Raw genomic sequence first — 14694 nt, 5'->3', positions numbered from 1 at the left:
TAGTCTGGGCCTATCGATGCCTTACATTCCCCTTATGCAGTTGCAGCAGCTCCGCTACTTCACGGCCGTCGCGGACACCCGTCACTTCACCCGGGCCGCCGAGCGCGAACACGTCGCCCAGCCCTCCCTCTCCCAGCAGATCCGGTCGCTGGAGCGGGAGTTGGGTGCCGAACTCTTCCATCGCGCCCGCGGCCACATCACCCTCACCGACGCCGGCGAGACCCTGCTCCCTCTGGCCCGCCGGATCCTCGCCGACACCGAGACCGCCCGCCGCGAGGTCCAGGAGGTCGCCCAGCTCCGCCGCGGCCGGCTCCGGCTCGGTGCCCCGCCCAGCCTCTGCGCCAGCCTTGTCCCCGACGTCCTGAGCGCCTTCCACGCCACCTACCCCGGCGTCGAGCTGCTCGTGACCGAGGACGGCTCCCAGGACCTGGTCCGCGCCCTGGCCGACGGCGAACTGGACCTCGCCCTGGTCATCACCCCGCTGCCGGTCCAGGCGCCCGCCCTGGCCACCTCCGACCTCCTGCGCGAGGAACTCGTCGTGGTCTCCGCCCCGGACCGGCCCGCGCCCGTCACCGGCCGCCGCACCCGCATCCGCGTCGAGGACCTGCGCGGCCGCCCCCTGGCCATGTTCCGCCGCGGCTACGACCTGCGGGAATTCACCACGGCGGCGTGCCGCGCGGCGGGCTTCGAACCGACCTTCACGGTCGAGGGCGGTGAGATGGACGCGGTCCTCGGCTTCGTCCGAGCCGGCCTCGGCATCGCCGTCGTCCCGAGCATGGTCGCCGACCGGTCCGGCCTGCGGGTTACGCGGTTCGCGACCCGCGGTATGCATCGCGTCGTCTCGGTCGCCCATCGCGGCGACGTCTCGCCGTCGCGGGCGGCGCGGGAGCTGGAACGGATCCTCCGAGGGCGGATTCTCCCCACGTAGTTGGCTGCCCCGCCGCGGGGGTTTGCCGCCGTTGCGCCTGCGGCGGGCTGGGGTTGTGTGTCGGCCGCGGTGCCGCCCCTGCGGACTTCGTCCTCCGGTGCGGCCCCTCCCGACGGTGGGGGAGGGAAAGGCCGGTGGTCCACCCCCACGTCTTTTTCCACCCCCAACGGGGAGGTGCCGGGCCGTAGCGGCGGAGCCGTGTAGGGCCGGTGCCGCTGCCGGACAGCCCCGCGCTGGGGGCACCTCCCAGCGTTAGCTGGGGGAGGCACAGCCCGCCGCAGGCGAAACGGCGAGAAAGCCGAATCCGTCGGCTCAGGCAAAGCGCAGCGGACGGGCTAAACGCCCAGCGAGGCCGTCAGGAGCCTCTCCACGGCCTCCTTCTCGCCGTCCAGTTCGACGTCGGCCTGGGCCTGCCGGCCGAAGGCGAACATGGTGAGTTCGGCCGGGGAGCCGGTGACGGTGACGACGGGGGTGCCGCGGTGGGCCACCGCGGTCTGGCCGTCGGGACGGCGGAGGACGACGCCTACCGGCGACTTGCGGCCCAGGACGCGGGCCATGCGTTCGATGCGGGACCACAGGGCGTCGGCGAAGACGGGGTCCAGTTCCCGCGGGCTCCAGTCCGGCTGGGCGCGTCGTACGTCCTCGGCGTGGACGAAGAACTCCACCGTGTTGGACGCCTCGTCGATCTGCTTGAGGGCGAACGGGGACATCCGGGGCGGGCCGGTGCGGATCAGATGGATCAGTTCGTCGTAGGGCTTGGCGGCGAATTCCGCCTGCACGCGTTCCAGGCGCGCCTCCAGTGACTTGAGGAGGAGCCCGCCGGCCGCATCCGCGCGCCGCTCGCGGACGACCACATGCGCGGCCAGGTCCCGCGTGGTCCAGTTCGCGCACAGGGTCGGCGCCTCGGGGCCCGCGCTTTCCAACAGATCGGCGAGCAGCAGCCGTTCACGCTTCGCATGGGTCGACATACGGTCACCCTACGACCGTGCTCCGCCCGCTGCCACGGCGCCACACTCAGCGCGTGAGTACCACCAGGACGCCGCCCACCACCAGTGCGGCCAGGAAGACCGCCGCCAGCACCCGCAGCGCGACCCGCGCCGCCCGGTCCGGATCCGGCGGCGGGGGCGGCAGGGGCGGCTCAGGCATACCGGCAGCATGCCGTACCGGGCGCGCGGCACGGCACAATGGGCCTCATGAACACCGCCTCCGCCCTGGACCCCGCCCTCGCCGCCCGCCTCAAGCGCGGTGCCGACGGCCTGTTCCCCGCCATCGCCCAGCAGTACGACACCGGCGAGGTGCTGATGATGGGGTGGATGGACGACGAGGCGCTGCACCGCACGCTGACCACCGGGCGGGCCACCTACTGGTCCCGCAGCCGCCAGGAGTACTGGGTCAAGGGCGACACCTCCGGCCATGTGCAGTATGTGAAGTCGGTGGCCCTGGACTGCGACGCCGACACCGTCCTGGTCAAGGTCGACCAGGTCGGCGCGGCCTGCCACACCGGCGCCCGCACCTGCTTCGACGCGGATGTCCTCCTCCGGCAGGACTGACCGCACGCCCCGGCCGGTCATCAGACGGACGCGCGCCGCGGGCGGCGCTGATCGCCACTAGGATCCGACGCCATGACCACGGGAACCACCGGCACCGCCACTCCGGACCTCGACACCTTCCGCGCCCTCGCCAAGGACCGCCGGGTCATCCCCGTCACCCGGCGCCTGCTCGCCGACGGCGACACCCCGGTGGGGCTCTACCGCAAACTCGCCGCTGAACGGCCCGGCACCTTCCTGCTCGAATCCGCCGAGAACGGCCGTACGTGGTCGCGGTACTCGTTCATCGGCGTCCGCAGCGCCGCCACCCTCACCACGCGTGACGGCCGCGCCCACTGGCTGGGCACCCCGCCCGTCGGCGTGCCTGTCGACGGCGATCCGCTGGCCGTGCTGCGGGCCACCGTCGAGGCGCTGCACACCCCGCACGATCTGGTCGAGGGCGCGGGCCTGCCGCCGTTTACCGGCGGGATGGTCGGCTACCTCGGCTACGACATCGTGCGCCGCCTGGAGAAGATCGGCGACAGTACCCGCGACGATCTGCGGCTGCCCGAGCTGACCATGTTGCTCACCTCCGATCTCGCGGTCCTCGACCACTGGAACGGCACGGTGCTGCTGATCGCCAACGCGATCAACCACAATGATCTGGAGACCGGGGTCGACGAGGCGTACGCGGATGCCGTGGCCCGTCTGGATGCCATGGCCTACGACCTGGCCCGGCCCGCGCCCGCCAGCGCCGCCGCGCTGCCGCCGTCCGAGGTGCCGCCGTACAGCGCCGAGTGGGGCGGGCCCGCCTTCCAGGAGGCCGTCGAGGACATCAAGGAGCGCATCCGGGCCGGCGAGGCGTTCCAGGTGGTGCCCTCGCAGCGGTTCGAAACGCCGTGTACGGCGAGTGCGTTGGATGTCTACCGGGTGCTGCGGGCCACCAACCCCAGCCCGTACATGTACCTCTTCCGGTTCGAGGGCGAGGACGGTGGGGCCTTCGACGTGGTGGGGTCCAGCCCCGAGGCGCTGGTGAAGGTCGAGGACGGCCGGGCGATGGTGCATCCGATCGCCGGCACCCGGCCGCGCGGTGCGACCGTCCAGGAGGACCAGGCCCTCGCCGACGAGCTGATGGCCGACCCCAAGGAGCGCGCCGAGCATCTGATGCTGGTCGACCTGGGCCGCAACGACCTGGGCCGGGTCTGCGAGCCGGGCAGCGTCGAGGTCGTCGACTTCATGTCCGTCGAGCGCTACAGCCATGTCATGCACATCGTCTCGACGGTGACGGGCACGGTCGCCAAGGGCCGTACCGCCTTCGACGTGCTGACGGCCTGCTTCCCGGCGGGCACCCTCTCCGGTGCGCCCAAGCCGCGTGCCATGCAGATCATCGAGGAGCTGGAGCCGACCAAACGCGGGCTGTACGGCGGCTGCGTCGGCTATCTCGACTTCGCCGGGGACTCCGACACCGCCATCGCGATCCGTACGGCGCTGCTGCGGGGCGGCACCGCCTACGTCCAGGCGGGCGCCGGGATCGTCGCCGACTCCGACCCGCTGGCCGAGGACACCGAGTGCCGTAACAAGGCGGCGGCGGTGCTGCGAGCGGTGCACACGGCCAATCACCTGGGGAAGTAGCGGGCCCCACCCCGCGCGGCGGGTGCCCGGGGGCGGTGCGCGATAGTGGTACGCGTGGAAGCCGTACCCCAGCCCCGTACCGACGCCGCGCCCGCGGACGAGCCCGCGCCCGAGCCCGCGGCGGCCCCGCCCGCGTCCGGCGGCAGGCGCAGCCTGGCCGCGGCGCTGCTGTCCGGTGCGGCCGGCGCCGGGCTGACGCTGCTCGCCACCGGCCGGACCTGGGCCACCGGCTCCGCGGTCCTCGCCCAGGGCACGCTGCCCGACAGCGTGACCGGCAGCGATGTCACCGGCGTGCCCGGTGCGCTCGCCGTCGTCGGCCTCGCCGCCCTGGTGGCCGTCTTCGCGGTGCGCCGGGCCGGCCGGATCGCGGTCGCCGCCCTGCTCGCCCTCAGCGGCCTGGGCACCGTGGTCGCCGCCGTGCTCGGCCTCTCCGACACCGCGGCGCTGCGCGACAAGGCGTCCACCGCGGTCGGTGTGGCCGGCACCGATGTGCATCACGTCACGCACACCCTGTGGCCCTGGGTGACCGCGGCCGGCGGCGCGCTGCTCCTGATCGCCGGGCTGCTCGCCCTGCTCCGCGGCCGCCACTGGCCCGCGATGTCGGGGAAGTACGAGCGCACACCGGGCGGCGCCCGCGGCCCCCGGCGCGCGCAGCCGCCCGCGGACCCGGACCGTCCGGAGGAGATCTGGAAGTCCCTGGACCGAGGCGAGGACCCCACCCGGTAACGGGGCCGACCCCGGCATCGGTGACAATGGACGACGGTTAACGCGCCCGGACCCCGGCGCGAGAGAGCAACGAGGAGCACTCATGTCGAGCAGTGGCCACGGACACACCCCCGCCGCCTGGACCGGCGTCATCATCTCGTTCATCGGCTTCTGCGTCGCCGGAGCCTTCATGGTCCTGGAGAACGTGCCCGGCATGGTCGCCGGCTTCGTCCTGATCGGCCTCGGCGCGGTGGCCGGCGGCATCATGCACATGGCCGGTATGGGCTCGGTGCCCAAGGGCGCCGCCAGCCCCGTCGCCGCCGCCAAGGCCCGCCCGCAGGAGGGCTGACCACCGCTCCCACCCCGGCAGCACCCCGAAGGCGCCGCTTCCCGGCCCGTACGCCCCCCACGGGCGCGTACCCGCCGTCCGTGCCGACCCCGTACGGCGGCCGAGAAGCTGCGCCTTCGCGCATGAGGGCTCACCATGGGCACGTGACCGATCCTGTGGCCGCGGCCCCAAGGACACCTGCACTGCCGCGCCGGCTCGCGGCGCCGCTGGGTACCGCCACGGCCTTCGCCGCGGCCTTCGCCCTGGTCGGCGCCGTCGATCCCAACGAGCCCGGCCACTACCCCGTCTGCCCGCTGCGCCATCTCACCGGGCTGCTCTGCCCGGCCTGCGGCGGCCTCCGCAGCGCCTACGCCGTCGCCCACGGCGACCTGGCCGCCGCCCTGCACGCCAACGCCCTGGCGGTGGCCGGCTACGCGCTCCTCGCCGCCCACTGCGCCCGCTGGCTGTGCCGGGCCGCCCGCGGCCGCCCCACGGCCGGACCGCGGCCCCGGGCCGCCCACTGGTGGGCGCTGACCGTCCTGCTGCTGGCTTTCACGGCCGTCCGCAACCTCCCCTTCGGCACCGGGCTCGCGCCATGACCGGACGGGCGGTCCCAGGTCACCGGGCATGCGGCGGATGTCCGCCGGATGTCCAGGTGGTGGGACCGCGGTCAACCGGATGCAGGACCTCCGCCCCATGGCGGATACCATCGGAGTGCCTGATGGGACGGCACCTCGAAGCAGGGGCCACCGTCCGCCCCCACCGCTCTAGAAGGAGGCCGCTCGCGTGAGTGTGCTCGACGAGATCATCGACGGAGTCCGCGCCGACCTCGCAGAGCGGCAGGCACGCGTCAGCCTCGACGAGCTCAAGGAGCGGGCCCAGAAGGCGCGCCCCGCGATGGACGGCGTGGCCGCCCTCAAGGGCGAGAGCGTCACGGTGATCTGCGAGGTCAAGCGCTCCAGCCCCTCCAAGGGCGCGCTCGCCGCGATCGCCGACCCGGCGGCGCTGGCCGCCGACTACGAAGCGGGCGGCGCCGCGGTCATCTCCGTGCTCACCGAACAGCGCCGCTTCGGCGGCTCGCTGGCCGACCTGGACGCCGTCCGCGCCAGGGTCGACATCCCCGTGCTGCGCAAGGACTTCATCGTCACCGCCTACCAGCTGTGGGAGGCCCGCGCCCACGGCGCCGACCTCGCGCTGCTGATCGTCTCCGCGCTGGAGCAGCCGGCGCTGGTCTCGCTGATCGAGCGGGCCGAGTCGATCGGCCTGACGCCGCTGGTCGAGGTGCACGACGAGGAGGAGGTCGCCCGCGCGGTGGACGCCGGCGCGAAGATCATCGGCGTGAACGCCCGCGATCTGAAGACCCTTGAGGTCGACCGCGGCAACTTCGCCCGGGTCGCCCCCGAGATCCCCGACCACATCGTCAAGATCGCCGAGTCCGGTGTCCGCGGCCCGCACGATCTGATCGCCTACGCCAACGACGGCGCCGACGCGGTCCTGGTCGGCGAGTCCCTGGTCACCGGCAAGGACCCGCGGACCGCGGTCGCCGACCTGGTCGCCGCGGGCTCCCACCCGGCGATCCGCCACGGGCGTTCCTGAGGCCGGACGACCCCCATGACCGACAGCGCCTCCCGCATCCGCCGCCCCGGGCCGAGCCTGTGCTCGGGCCCGTCGGTGGTGCTCGCCGCGGCCGCCGGGGACGGCCGGCACGCGGCGCTGGGGCGCGGCTGCCGGCCGCGCGGCTGCCGGGCACCCGCCAGGCGCGTCCACGGACGGCGCGTGCGCTACCACATCGGCTCGGAGCCGGGACAGATCAACGGGCGCCGATGGCGTCCGGCCTGCGCGCACTGACCCGGGGCCCGACGGTCCCCGGCCGCCGCACGGCCGTGCCGTGCCCACCGGCCGCAGCGGGCCGCCCACGGGGCGGACCCGCCGCCACCGGTACCCGCGTGCGCAGCAGTCATCTCCCGTAGCGTGATGTCCGAAATCCGATACGACGGGGCGAAGTGCCCCGATCGAGGAGCGCGTCAGATGTCCTCCGAGTTCTTCATTCCCGACCCCGAGGGTCACGTCCCCAGCCCCGCGGGCTACTTCGGCGCCTTCGGCGGCAAGTTCATCCCCGAGGCGCTGGTCGCCGCCGTGGACGAGGTCGCCGCCGAGTACGAGAAGGCCAAGGCCGACCCCGCGTTCGCCGCCGAGCTGGACGATCTGCTGGTCAATTACACCGGGCGCCCCAGCGCGCTCACCGAGGTGCCGCGGTTCGCCGAACACGCGGGCGGGGCCCGGGTGTTCCTCAAGCGCGAGGACCTCAACCACACCGGCTCGCACAAGATCAACAACGTGCTGGGGCAGGCGCTGCTCACCAAGCGGATGGGCAAGACCCGGGTCATCGCCGAGACCGGCGCCGGCCAGCACGGCGTCGCCACCGCCACCGCCTGCGCCCTCTTCGGCCTCGACTGCACCATCTACATGGGCGAGATCGACACCCAGCGCCAGGCCCTCAACGTCGCCCGGATGCGGATGCTCGGCGCCGAGGTCATCGCGGTGAAGTCCGGCAGCCGCACCCTCAAGGACGCCATCAACGAGGCGTTCCGCGACTGGGTCGCCAACGTCGACCGCACCCACTACCTCTTCGGTACGGTCGCCGGCCCGCACCCCTTCCCCGCTCTGGTCCGCGACTTCCACCGGGTCATCGGCGTCGAGGCCCGCCGCCAGATCCTCCAGCGCGCGGGCCGCCTGCCCGACGTGGCCGTGGCCTGCGTCGGCGGCGGCTCCAACGCCATCGGCCTCTTCCACGCCTTCCTGGCCGACGAGCAGGTACGCCTGATCGGCTGCGAGCCCGGCGGCCACGGCGTCGAGACCGGTGAGCACGCCGCCACCCTCACCGAGGGCACCCCCGGCATCCTGCACGGCTCGCGTTCCTACGTCCTCCAGGACGAGGACGGCCAGATCACCGAGCCGTACTCCATCTCGGCCGGTCTGGACTACCCGGGCATCGGCCCCGAGCACGCCTACCTCAAGGACTCCGGTCGCGCCGAGTACCGCGCGGTCACCGACGACGAGGCGATGCGCGCGCTGCGGCTGCTGTCGCAGACCGAGGGCATCATCCCGGCCATCGAGAGCGCCCACGCCCTGGCCGGCGCCCTGGAGGTCGGCCGCGAGCTCGGCCCCGACGGCCTGCTGCTGATCAACCTCTCCGGCCGCGGCGACAAGGACATGGACACCGCCGCCCGTTACTTCGGGCTGTACGACGACAAGGGCGAGGCCGATGTGAACGGCGCGATCCGTCCCACCGGCGAGGGGGAGAAGTGATGGCAGGCAACGTTGAGCTCCTGAACTCGGTGCTGGCCCAGGCCCGCACCGAGAACCGCGCCGCCCTCGTCGGCTACCTGCCGGCCGGCTTCCCCACCGTCGACGACGGCATCCGGGCGATGACCGAGATCCTCGACGGCGGCTGCGACATCGTCGAGGTCGGCCTGCCGCACAGCGACCCCGTCCTGGACGGCCCGGTCATCCAGACCGCCGACGACATCGCGCTGCGCGGCGGCGTCAAGATCGTCGATGTGATCCGTACGGTCCGCGAGGTGCACGCCGCCACCGGGGCGCCGGTGCTGTGCATGACGTACTGGAACCCGGTCGACGCCTACGGTGTCGAGCGCTTCGCCGCCGACCTGGCAGAGGCGGGCGGTGCCGGCTGCATCCTGCCCGACCTGCCGGTCGAGGAGTCCGAGGTGTGGCGCAAGGCCGCCGCGCAGCACGGTCTGGCCACCGTGTTCGTGGTCGCCCCGAGCAGCCGCGACGAGCGGCTCGCCAAGATCACCGCGGCCGGTTCGGGGTTTGTGTACGCCGCCTCCCTGATGGGCGTCACCGGCACCCGCGAGTCCGTCGGCCGCGAGGCCGAGGACCTGGTGGCGCGCACCCGTGCCACGACGGCGCTGCCGGTGTGCGTCGGGCTCGGCGTCTCCGACGCCGGACAGGCCGCCGAGGTCGCCCGGTTCGCGGACGGGGTGATCGTCGGCTCGGCGTTCGTCAAGCGCCTGCTGGCCGCCGACGGCGACCTCGACGCCGGTCTGGCCGGGGTCCGCGCCCTGGCGGGCGAGCTGGCCGAGGGCGTGCGCAAGCGGGCCTGAGCCCATGGCCCGGGGACGTTCCCGGGCGTCCCCCGATAGGGCGAACATCGGTGCGGAGGGGTGCGACGGCGCCCCTCCGCTTCGTTGTCCAGGGGTGTGAACCAGAAAAATCATGACGCAAAGCGCAGCGCCCGCGATCGGCTTCAGGCACAGCGGGCCAAGGAACAGGCGCGCGCCCGGCGCAGCCGGCAGACGATCGTGGCCGGATCGCTGGTGGCGGCGCTGGCGGCGGCCGGTGGCATCGGCATCTGGGCCGCGACTGTCGGCGGCGGCAACAGCAGCACCGACAACAAAAGCGCCCGCCCCCACCTGGCCAGCGGCGGCGAAAAGCCCTCCGTCCCCGTCGGCGCCCCTAACGCCCCCGTCAAGCTGACGGTGTGGGAGGACTTCCGCTGCCCCGCCTGCCGCCAGTTCGAGACCGGCTTCCGCCCCGTCATCCACGAGCTGGAGGACTCCGGCCGGCTCAGGACCGAGTACCACCTCGCCACGATCATCGACGGCAACACCGGCGGCCGGGGCTCGCACACCGCCGCCAACGCCGCGCTGTGCGCACAGGACGCCGGCCGGTTCCGCGCGTTCCACGACATGCTCTACAGCCAGCAGCCGCCCGAGGAGCAGGATCGGTTCGCCGACAAGAAGTACCTGCTCCAGCTCGCCGTCAAGATCAAGGGGCTGCCGTCCTCCGCCTTCACCAAATGCGTCAACGACGGCCGCTACGACGGCTTCGTGGAGAAGTCCAGCACCGCCTTCTCCGGCTCCGGATACCAGGGCACGCCCACCGTCCTGCTGGGCGGCAAGGACCTCTCGAAGGAGAAGGGCGGCAAGTTCAGCCCCGCCGACTTCAAGAAGATGGTGCTGGAGGCGAGCAAGGGGAAGCCGCTGGGGACACCGCAGACACCCCAGGCTCCCAAGCCCGCGCGGTCGCCGAAGTCCGCGCAGTCGCCGAAGTCCGCGCACGAACCGAAGAGCTCACCGGGCCACGGGGCCGCGCACTCGCCCGGGGCCGCACAGGGGCACCCCGCCCAGCAGCCCAGAGGCGACCGGCGGCCGGGACCGGGCGTCCCCTCGTAGTCCGCGTGTCCGGCAGGCCGTTACGTCCGGACACCCCGCGTCATGACCCGATACCCAGGGTCGTTACGCAGCCGTTGCCGGGTGTGGTTGTCGCCGACCCCGCCCGGCGCGGTAGCGTCGGACCTGCCATGGACCTCGCATTCATTCCCAGCCCGTCGACCGGTGTCGTGTATCTCGGCCCGATCCCGCTGCGCGGCTACGCATTCTGCATCATCATCGGCGTCTTCGTCGGCGTCTGGCTCGGCAACAAGCGCTGGGTGCAGCGCGGCGGCCGCTCCGGAACCGTCGCGGACATCGCGGTCTGGGCCGTGCCCTTCGGGCTGGTCGGCGGGCGCCTTTACCACGTCATCACGACGTACGAGCCGTACTTCGGCCCCAACGGCCACCCGCTGGACGCCTTCAAGGTGTGGCACGGCGGCCTCGGCATCTGGGGCGCGGTCGCGCTCGGCGCCGTGGGCGCCTGGGTCGGCTGCCGCCGCCGCGGTATCCCGCTGCCCGCCTACGCCGACGCACTGGCGCCGGGCCTGGCCATCGGGCAGGCGATCGGCCGCTGGGGCAACTGGTTCAACCAGGAGCTCTACGGCAAGCCCACCGACGTGCCCTGGGCGCTGAAGATCAGCTCCGATCCGGCCATCGGCCGCATCGGCGGCACGTACCACCCGACCTTCCTCTACGAGAGCCTGTGGTGCCTGGGCGTCGCCGCCCTGGTGATTTGGGCCGACAAGCGCTTCCGCCTCGGCCACGGACGGGCCTTCGCGCTGTACGTCGCCGCCTACTGCGTGGGCCGGGGCTGGATCGAGTACCTCCGGGTCGACGAGGCGCACCACATCCTGGGCCTGCGGCTCAACGACTGGACCTCGCTGATCATCTTCGTCCTGGCCGTCGTCTACATGGTGGTCTCGGCCAAGAAGGCACCCGGCCGCGAGGCGGTCGTGGAGCCGGGGGCCCAGCTCGCCGAGGGCGAGAGCGCGGGCGGAGAGGCCGAGGGCAAGGCCGACGCCAAGGTCGAGGCCGAGGGCAAGGTCTCGGTCGAGAAGAAGCCCGCGGCCGAGGCGGAGGAGTCCACGAAGGACGAGCCTGCCGGTGAGGAGTCCGCCGAGGACGAGCCCGCAACGACCGAGGCGGCCGACGAGAAGCCGAAGCCCGCCGCCGGGCAGGACGTCGAAGCGAAGGACGCGGACGCCGAGGACACCGACGCCCCCGCGGGCAGCGGCGGCACCAAGAAGCCCTGAGGCACCCGCACACCCCGAACGCCGGGCGGCCCGCCACCTCCACCAGGTGGCGGGCCGCCCGGCGTTCCGGCTACCGGGAGGCCACTCCGGCGCGTGCCGCCAGTGCCAACACCCGCCGCGCCCCCGCCACCACCGCCGCATCCACGAACCGCCCGTCGGGCAGCGCCAGCGCGCCCTCCTCCGCCGCCGCGGCCCCCACGATCTGGTGCGCCGCCTCGATCTCCGCGGCCGACGGGAGATAGGCCGCCTCGATCACCGGCAGCTGCCGCGGATGGATCGCCGCCCGGCCCCAGAAGCCCAGGTCCCGGCCCTGGGCACAGGACCGCGCCAGGCCCTCCGTATCGCGGACGTCGGGATGGACCGACTGCGGCGGCGCCGCCAGACCGGCCGCCCGGGCCGCGACCACCGCCCGGCTGCGCGGCCAGGCCAGCCCCGCCTCGTCCCGTACCCCCAGCTCCGCGCGCAGATCCGCCTCGCCCAGCGCCAGCCCGCGCAGCGTCGGATGGGCGGTGGCGATGGCGTAGGCGTGCTCGATGCCGAGGGCGGATTCGAGCAGGGCGTACAGTGCGGGCCCCGCCGCGCGGCTCCCGCCGTCGGCCCAGGCCGCCGCGCGGCGGACCTCGGCCGGGTGCTGCCCCTTGGGCAGCCGCAGCCCCGCCAGTCCCGGCAGCCCCGCCAGGGTGCGGATCTCGCGTTCGGCGAGCGGGCCGTCCAGCGCATTGACGCGTACGTGGACCGGGGGTCCCGGCGCCGGGTCGGCCAGCAGGTCGGCGGTGGCGTGCAGCGCGTACTCCTTGCGGTCCCCGGCGACCGCGTCCTCCAGGTCGACCACCAGCACATCCGCCCCGCAGTCCCGCGCCTTGGCCACCGTCCCCGGCCGGTCGCCGGGCACATACAGCCAGGTCAGCGGCGGCAGGTCGGCGCACTGCGCGGGGGTCACAGCGCGCCCGCCTCCCGGAGCGCGGCGATCTCGGCGCCGGTCATCCCGAGCCCGGCCAGCACCTCGTCGGTGTCCGCGCCGTGCGCGCGGCCCGCCCAGCGGATGGCGCCCGGCGTCTCGGAGAGCCGGAAGAGGACGTTCTGCATCCGTACGGTGCCCAGCTCGTCGTCCGGGACCTCGGTGATCGATTCCAGCGCCCGGTACTGCGGATCCGCCAGCACCTGGCGGATGTCCTGGACCGGTGCGACGGCCGCCTCCGCCCGCTCGAAGGCGGCGAGGACCTCCTGTGTGCCGTGCCGGGCGATCCAGTCGCCGACCGCCGCATCGAGCGCCTCGGCGTGCCGGGCCCGACCCTCCCCGGTGGCGAACCAGGGCTCGTCGATCAGCTCCGGGCGGCCGACCAGCCGCATCACCCGTTCCGCGATGGACTGCGCCGACGCGGAGACCGCGACCCAGGAGCCGTCGGCGGTGCGGTAGGTGTTGCGGGGCGCGTTGTTGGCGGAGCGGTTGCCGGTGCGCGGCTGGACGTAGCCGAGCTGGTCGTACCAGACGGGCTGCGGGCCCAGCACGGTCAGCATCGGCTCGATGATCGCCATGTCCACCACCTGCCCCCGGCCAAGGGAGTCCCGCCCGCGCAGCGCGGCCATCACGGCGTACGCGGTGGTCAGCGCGGCGACGGAGTCGGCGAGGCCGAAGGGCGCCAGGGTCGGCGGGCCGTCGGGCTCCCCGGTGAGCGCGGCGAACCCGCTCATCGCCTCGGCCAGGGTGCCGAACCCGGGGCGCCGGGAGTACGGCCCGAACTGCCCGAAGGCGGTGACGCGGGCGAGGATCAGCCGGGGGTTGCGGCGGACAGCTCGGGCCATCCCAGGCCCCGTCAGGACCTGGCCAGGGGACGCGTGTTGTTGTCAGTGGGGCCGCGTAGGGTTGTCGTTGGCCGGGTTTTCCGGGGGGAGGTGGACGGCTGTGATCCGCGCGCACAAGTTCCTGCTGCGTCCGACGGTGCGGCAGGGGGCGGCGCTGGGGGCGATGCTTCGGGATCACTGCACGCTCTATAACGCCGCGTTGCAGGAACGCCGGGATGCGTACCGGCATGTGTCGAAGACGAGCGTGAGGTACGGGGATCAGTCCGCGCAGCTCAAGGAGATCCGCGCCTTCGACCCGGAGCGTCAGGGCCGCTGGTCGTTCAGCTCGCAGCAAGCCACGCTCCGGCGTCTGGACAAGGCGTTCCAGGCGTTCTTCCGCCGCATCAAGGCCGGTCAGGCCCCGGGCTACCCGCGCTTCAAGGGCGTCGGCCACTTCGACACCGTGACCTTCCCCAAGGACGGGGACGGCTGCCGCTGGGACTCCACCCCCAACGACCGGCAGACCTGCGTACGCCTGCAAGGCGTCGGGCACGTGCGCGTCCACCAGCACCGTCCCGTACGCGGCCGGGTCAAGACGATCAGCGTCAAGCGGGAGGGCCGCCGCTGGTACGTCGTCCTCGCGTGTGACGACGTGCCCGTTGAGCCCCTGCCTGCCACCGGCAGCATCGTCGGCATCGATATGGGCACCGTGCACTTCTTCACCGACTCCAAAGGCGTCCACGTCGAAAACCCGCGCTTCCTGGAGACAACGGCCGAGAAACTGGCCGCCGCCCAGCAACACCTTGCGACGTTCCCCAGGCGCACCCGGCAGAGGACGAAGAAGCACCGCGCCGCGGCCCGCAAGGTCGCCAAGATCCACGCCAGGATCCGGCGGCAACGGCTCGACCACCACCACAAGACCGCTCTCGCCCTGGTCCGTGACCACGATGTGATCGGGCACGAGAAACTGAACACCGCGGGCATGACCAAGGCGCCCGCACCCAAGCCCGACACCGACCACCCCGGCGCCTTCCTCCCCAACGGCGCCGCCGCCAAGGCCGGGCTGAACCGCAGTATCCTGGATGCGGGTTGGGGTCTGTTCCTCGGAATCCTGGCGCAGAAGGCTGAAAGTGCCGCTCGCCGCGTGATCCCAGTGAACGCCCGCAACACTTCCCGCACGTGCCCGCCGGAAGCCGGAGGCTGCGGGCATGTTGCGAAGGAGAACCGCGTCACCCAGGCAAAGTTCGAGTGCACCGCGTGCGGGTTCGTTGGGAACGCCGACCACGTGGGCGCGTTGAACGTCCTGCACAGGGCCGGGCTGGTCCTCTGCGCGGAGGCTTAGCCACCGACGCAGGAAGCCCGC

At 73.2% G+C, this 14694-nt stretch carries 16 protein-coding genes and 1 pseudogene; 13 read left to right on the top strand and 4 right to left on the bottom strand.

What is annotated here, in order from left to right:
• Positions 1 to 34: 34 nt before the first annotated feature.
• Entirely contained in the window at positions 35 to 928 is an 894-nt protein-coding gene (locus B1H19_RS12135) for a LysR family transcriptional regulator (protein ID WP_083104627.1), read from the top strand.
• 335 nt (positions 929 to 1263) lie between these two features.
• Here B1H19_RS12135 and B1H19_RS12130 read toward each other — a convergent pair whose 3' ends face one another.
• Together B1H19_RS12130 and B1H19_RS40325 are read right to left on the bottom strand one after the other, a co-directional pair.
• The gene (locus B1H19_RS12130; RefSeq protein ID WP_083104626.1) at positions 1264 to 1896 is read right to left on the bottom strand and encodes a TIGR03085 family metal-binding protein; all 633 of its coding nucleotides are present in this window, start codon (positions 1894 to 1896) and stop codon (positions 1264 to 1266) included.
• Between the two features lie 46 nt (positions 1897 to 1942).
• Entirely contained in the window at positions 1943 to 2074 is a 132-nt protein-coding gene (locus B1H19_RS40325) for a hypothetical protein (RefSeq protein ID WP_257789442.1), read from the bottom strand.
• Between the two features lie 47 nt (positions 2075 to 2121).
• Here B1H19_RS40325 and hisI point away from each other — a divergent pair, with 47 nt between their 5' ends.
• The 11 genes from hisI to lgt all read left to right on the top strand — a co-directional run bounded on the left by hisI (position 2122) and on the right by lgt (position 11549).
• Positions 2122 to 2478 carry a phosphoribosyl-AMP cyclohydrolase gene (gene hisI / locus B1H19_RS12125; RefSeq protein ID WP_418361442.1) on the top strand — a complete coding sequence of 119 codons (357 nt, stop codon included), beginning with the start codon at positions 2122 to 2124 and terminating at the stop codon, positions 2476 to 2478.
• A 72-nt stretch (positions 2479 to 2550) separates the two neighbouring features.
• The gene (locus B1H19_RS12120; RefSeq protein ID WP_083104624.1) at positions 2551 to 4086 is read left to right on the top strand and encodes an anthranilate synthase component I; all 1536 of its coding nucleotides are present in this window, start codon (positions 2551 to 2553) and stop codon (positions 4084 to 4086) included.
• A gap of 54 nt (positions 4087 to 4140) precedes the next feature.
• Positions 4141 to 4812 (top strand): TIGR02234 family membrane protein, encoded by a 672-nt coding sequence (locus B1H19_RS12115; protein WP_083109567.1) that lies wholly within the window; start codon positions 4141 to 4143, stop codon positions 4810 to 4812.
• Between the two features lie 82 nt (positions 4813 to 4894).
• A complete protein-coding gene (locus tag B1H19_RS12110; protein ID WP_083104623.1) occupies positions 4895 to 5140 on the top strand; it encodes an HGxxPAAW family protein in 246 nt (81 codons plus the stop codon).
• A 122-nt stretch (positions 5141 to 5262) separates the two neighbouring features.
• Positions 5263 to 5718, top strand: a complete 456-nt coding sequence (locus B1H19_RS12105; protein ID WP_083104622.1) for a DUF2752 domain-containing protein — start codon at positions 5263 to 5265, stop codon at positions 5716 to 5718.
• Positions 5719 to 5905: 187 nt separating this feature from the next.
• Complete coding sequence (trpC, locus tag B1H19_RS12100) at positions 5906 to 6715, top strand: indole-3-glycerol phosphate synthase TrpC (RefSeq protein WP_083104621.1); 810 nt, start codon at positions 5906 to 5908, stop codon at positions 6713 to 6715.
• A gap of 15 nt (positions 6716 to 6730) precedes the next feature.
• Positions 6731 to 6967: a tryptophan biosynthesis modulator TrpM gene (gene trpM, locus B1H19_RS12095; RefSeq protein ID WP_198535013.1), complete on the top strand. Its 237-nt coding sequence runs from the start codon at positions 6731 to 6733 to the stop codon at positions 6965 to 6967.
• A 180-nt stretch (positions 6968 to 7147) separates the two neighbouring features.
• On the top strand, positions 7148 to 8428 hold the full coding sequence (gene trpB, locus B1H19_RS12090) for a tryptophan synthase subunit beta (protein WP_083104620.1): 1281 nt from the start codon (positions 7148 to 7150) through the stop codon (positions 8426 to 8428).
• Entirely contained in the window at positions 8428 to 9246 is an 819-nt protein-coding gene (gene trpA, locus B1H19_RS12085) for a tryptophan synthase subunit alpha (protein WP_083104619.1), read from the top strand. Before trpB ends, trpA begins: the two co-directional genes overlap by 1 nt.
• Before the next feature lie 96 nt (positions 9247 to 9342).
• Positions 9343 to 10317, top strand: coding sequence for a DsbA family protein (locus B1H19_RS12080; protein WP_083104618.1), 975 nt, complete (start codon positions 9343 to 9345; stop codon positions 10315 to 10317).
• A gap of 128 nt (positions 10318 to 10445) precedes the next feature.
• Positions 10446 to 11549 carry a prolipoprotein diacylglyceryl transferase gene (gene lgt, locus B1H19_RS12075; protein ID WP_083104617.1) on the top strand — a complete coding sequence of 368 codons (1104 nt, stop codon included), beginning with the start codon at positions 10446 to 10448 and terminating at the stop codon, positions 11547 to 11549.
• Positions 11550 to 11619: 70 nt separating this feature from the next.
• Here lgt and B1H19_RS12070 read toward each other — a convergent pair whose 3' ends face one another.
• Together B1H19_RS12070 and B1H19_RS12065 are read right to left on the bottom strand one after the other, a co-directional pair.
• On the bottom strand, positions 11620 to 12489 hold the full coding sequence (locus tag B1H19_RS12070; RefSeq protein WP_237289260.1) for an HpcH/HpaI aldolase/citrate lyase family protein: 870 nt from the start codon (positions 12487 to 12489) through the stop codon (positions 11620 to 11622).
• Positions 12486 to 13357, bottom strand: a pseudogene (locus tag B1H19_RS12065) (CaiB/BaiF CoA transferase family protein); the annotation flags it as partial. The pseudogene B1H19_RS12065 and the gene B1H19_RS12070, both read right to left, overlap by 4 nt.
• 95 nt (positions 13358 to 13452) lie before the next feature.
• On the opposite strand from B1H19_RS12065, the gene B1H19_RS12060 reads away from it, so the two are divergent.
• Positions 13453 to 14673, top strand: a complete 1221-nt coding sequence (locus B1H19_RS12060; protein WP_083104616.1) for an RNA-guided endonuclease InsQ/TnpB family protein — start codon at positions 13453 to 13455, stop codon at positions 14671 to 14673.
• The last annotated feature ends 21 nt before the right edge of the window (positions 14674 to 14694 follow it).

It is taken from the genome of Streptomyces gilvosporeus, from assembly GCF_002082195.1.
GTDB classification, from domain to species: domain Bacteria; phylum Actinomycetota; class Actinomycetes; order Streptomycetales; family Streptomycetaceae; genus Streptomyces; species Streptomyces gilvosporeus.
Note: the sequence above shows the minus strand (reverse complement) of the source record. Positions and strands in the feature narration are given on the sequence as shown.

Coding starts and splice junctions, on each gene's coding strand:
- hisI (WP_418361442.1), top strand. CDS start 2,122: ATGAACACCGCCTCCGCCCTGGACCCCGCCCTCGCCGCCCGCCTCAAG.
- trpM (WP_198535013.1), top strand. CDS start 6,731: ATGACCGACAGCGCCTCCCGCATCCGCCGCCCCGGGCCGAGCCTGTGC.
- B1H19_RS12110 (WP_083104623.1), top strand. CDS start 4,895: ATGTCGAGCAGTGGCCACGGACACACCCCCGCCGCCTGGACCGGCGTC.
- B1H19_RS12135 (WP_083104627.1), top strand. CDS start 35: ATGCAGTTGCAGCAGCTCCGCTACTTCACGGCCGTCGCGGACACCCGT.
- lgt (WP_083104617.1), top strand. CDS start 10,446: ATGGACCTCGCATTCATTCCCAGCCCGTCGACCGGTGTCGTGTATCTC.
- trpB (WP_083104620.1), top strand. CDS start 7,148: ATGTCCTCCGAGTTCTTCATTCCCGACCCCGAGGGTCACGTCCCCAGC.
- trpA (WP_083104619.1), top strand. CDS start 8,428: ATGGCAGGCAACGTTGAGCTCCTGAACTCGGTGCTGGCCCAGGCCCGC.
- B1H19_RS12130 (WP_083104626.1), bottom strand. CDS start 1,896: ATGTCGACCCATGCGAAGCGTGAACGGCTGCTGCTCGCCGATCTGTTG.
- B1H19_RS40325 (WP_257789442.1), bottom strand. CDS start 2,074: ATGCCTGAGCCGCCCCTGCCGCCCCCGCCGCCGGATCCGGACCGGGCG.
- B1H19_RS12105 (WP_083104622.1), top strand. CDS start 5,263: ATGAGGGCTCACCATGGGCACGTGACCGATCCTGTGGCCGCGGCCCCA.
- B1H19_RS12120 (WP_083104624.1), top strand. CDS start 2,551: ATGACCACGGGAACCACCGGCACCGCCACTCCGGACCTCGACACCTTC.